The 2,516-nt window shown below is 67.4% G+C and carries 2 protein-coding genes and 2 pseudogenes; all 4 read right to left on the bottom strand.

The features are described from left to right. Positions 1–228 (bottom strand): annotated as a pseudogene (locus ACRDP3_RS17040) (methyltransferase domain-containing protein); the annotation flags it as partial. Between the two features lie 12 nt (positions 229–240). After that, positions 241–1,590 carry an ISL3 family transposase gene (locus ACRDP3_RS17035; protein WP_431517808.1) on the bottom strand — a complete coding sequence of 450 codons (1,350 nt, stop codon included), beginning with the start codon at positions 1,588–1,590 and terminating at the stop codon, positions 241–243. Positions 1,591–1,914: 324 nt separating this feature from the next. After that, on the bottom strand, positions 1,915–2,316 hold the full coding sequence (locus tag ACRDP3_RS17030) for a hypothetical protein (RefSeq protein ID WP_431517807.1): 402 nt from the start codon (positions 2,314–2,316) through the stop codon (positions 1,915–1,917). Next, positions 2,316–2,516 (bottom strand): annotated as a pseudogene (locus ACRDP3_RS17025) (hypothetical protein); the annotation flags it as partial. The gene ACRDP3_RS17030 and the pseudogene ACRDP3_RS17025, both read right to left, overlap by 1 nt.

The following is a 2,516-nucleotide window of genomic DNA, read 5'->3' as shown; positions in this document are numbered from 1 at the left end:
GATGTCGGAGATGCCGATACGGCCGCCCGGGGCCAGTACACGGAAGGTCTCCGCGAACACGGCGGGCTTGTCGATGGAGAGGTTGACGACGCAGTTGGAGATGACGACGTCGATGGTGTTCGCCGGGAGCGGGATCGCCTCGATGGTGCCCTTGAGGAACTCGACGTTGGCCGCACCGGCCCGCTCGGCGTTCGCGAGGGCCAGAGCCAGCATCTCCTCCGTCATGTCGGGTCTTCGAATCTAAGCGGGCAACGGCTCGCGGCGGCCGCGTCTCGTGGTTGCGCAGCGTGAGCGGAGGCGCTGGTTGGCGCGGTTGCGGAAGCCGAACGCGTTGCGCGCTTCGAGCTTGATCACGCGGTTGTTCCCTTCGCTGGCGGCGTTGGTGATGCCGGTGGTGATGTAGGCGTGGATGCCGTCCCACCACTGCTCGACGGTCTCGGCGAGGGTGACCAGTTCGGGCAGGTGGGCATGGTCGGCGATGTGGGCGTTGAAGCGGTGCAGGGCGCCGGAGATCGCGGACGGGGCGGGGTGGATATGGGTGTGCTTGGCGGCCAGGTGCAGCAGGTCGCGCAGGAGTTCTTTGGCCTTCCAGCCGGCCAGGATCTGCTTTCCGTAGGTGCCCATCAGGGTCAACTCTCCGTACAGCAGGGCGAGTGGCTCGGGTGTGAGGTCTTCCTTGTTGCGGCGCAGGAGTTTGCGGACGGTGTAGACGGGGTCGCCCTTGCGGGCGCGCCGTCCGTGTTGTTTCCAGGTGAGCCGGCGCCGTAGATCGGCGAGGTGGCGCTGGGCGAGTTGGACGACGTGGAAGGCATCGACCACGACGACCGCTTCGGGCAGGGCCCGGCGGACCGCCGCCCGAAAAGTCGCGCACAGATCGATCGCAACGTACTTGACCTGGGCTTTCCACTGTTCGGGCTGGAAGGTGAGCCAGTCGGCGACACTGGCGGCGTTGCGGCCCTCGACCTGGCCGAACAGGCCCCGGCCGCCGACCGCGTCGACGAACCCGATGTGCCAGGCATCCGCGACGAGTTCCCACTTCCCGGTGGCCGGGTTCTGCTTCCAGACGGGCTTGCCGCGCCGGGTCTCGTCGATGCCGATCGCCTCGGTCGGCGCGGGCGTCTCGTCCAGGACCTCGGCGGCATACACGAGCAGGGCTTGTTGCACGATGGGCCAGGACAGCCCCAGGTCACGGCCTGCCTGGACGACGGTGCGGCCACCGTCGCACACCGCCGCACCGGCCTCGCGACGCAGGTCCGAACTGACCCTCATCCGGGCCGGGACCTGTGGTATCTGCTCGGTGAACGTCCCACGCGGGCACGCACTTTCCCCGCAACGCCACCGCGACTTGTGCCACTGGATCTCGACCGGACGGCCCCCGCAGGGCAGATGCCGCGGCCGGGTCAGAGCCCGCTGTTTACGCGCAGAAGCGAAGACCCCGCAGACCGGACAGGCGCGGGCGCCGGGATCGGTGGTCACCACGTGTACCACCCGGACGCCGTCCTCCCGTTCCTCGACGCCGATCACCCCCACCCCCTGAAGTCCCAGCAGATGTGTCGCCGACTCATTGATCTCGGTATCGTTGCTGTTCAAGCCCGTAGTTGTCCGTCATCTGGTTGCGTCAAGAACAACCATGATCACGAACAGCTGCGGGCTCCTTACGTCCGGGACACCTCCACCCCGCGACCGTCACCCAACGTCACCAACTCGCGGACCGATCCCCACCGTTGCCCGCTTAAATTCGAAGACCCAGTAATCTGCACAGTGGAAACGCGGACTTCTTCGAGACCAGCCCCTCATTCGAACGCGAGGTCTTGAAGGCGTTCGCCGAATGGTCCACCGACCGGCGCCATTGCACCCGCCTGCAACTTTCATAAAGGCGGCCGCTATGCGACTCCCCCGGAGGGCAGGCAGCACTCAGCTGTTGGTGCGGCGCGCTTCCTCGTCCCTTGCGCGGCGCAGAGTCTCGTCCTCGGCGCGGATGCGTCTGATCATCGTGCCTGAGGTGAAGAGCATGCCGCCGACAGTGGCCAACGGTGTGGACACCACGAGGGCCGAGACCGGGCCAGGCCAGTCGCGGGCTCCCGCACATCGCCGCTCTGCGGTCAGGTCCTCGAAGTTGGGGTCGTACAGGCCTGCGCGTTCCGAGAAGGCCGGCGCAGAGCATTCGTGGTCCGACGATTCCAACGTGTGCGGCGTGAAGACCTGCCAGGCGGCGTAGATCCAGAACGCTGCGGCGGCTGCCAGGAGCACGACGCCCCAGCCCAGGTGCCGGGTGGCGCGCTCGTGGAAGGACCGTTCGACCAGGATCGGGTGCATCAGGGCTCCTCGGGGTGTGATGGGCCGGGGTGCTGGTCGTGGAAGAGGGCCAGGGTTGCCGGTAGTTGGGAGTGCTGGGGGTGGGGGAGCCCGGCTGGGGTGAACCAGCGGAGGGTGTCGAATTTGTGGGGCTCGCCGATCGCGACCTCGGACGGATCCACCTCTACGGCGAAGACCACGGCGACCCAGTGCGAGACGGG

Origin of the sequence: Streptomyces sp. (genome assembly GCF_050698815.1) — a bacterium.
Taxonomy (GTDB): domain Bacteria; phylum Actinomycetota; class Actinomycetes; order Streptomycetales; family Streptomycetaceae; genus Streptomyces.
The sequence above is the reverse complement of the archived record's forward strand: the minus strand, read 5'-3'. Positions and strand labels throughout refer to the sequence as shown.

Coding starts and splice junctions, on each gene's coding strand:
- ACRDP3_RS17030 (WP_431517807.1), bottom strand. CDS start 2,316: ATGCACCCGATCCTGGTCGAACGGTCCTTCCACGAGCGCGCCACCCGG.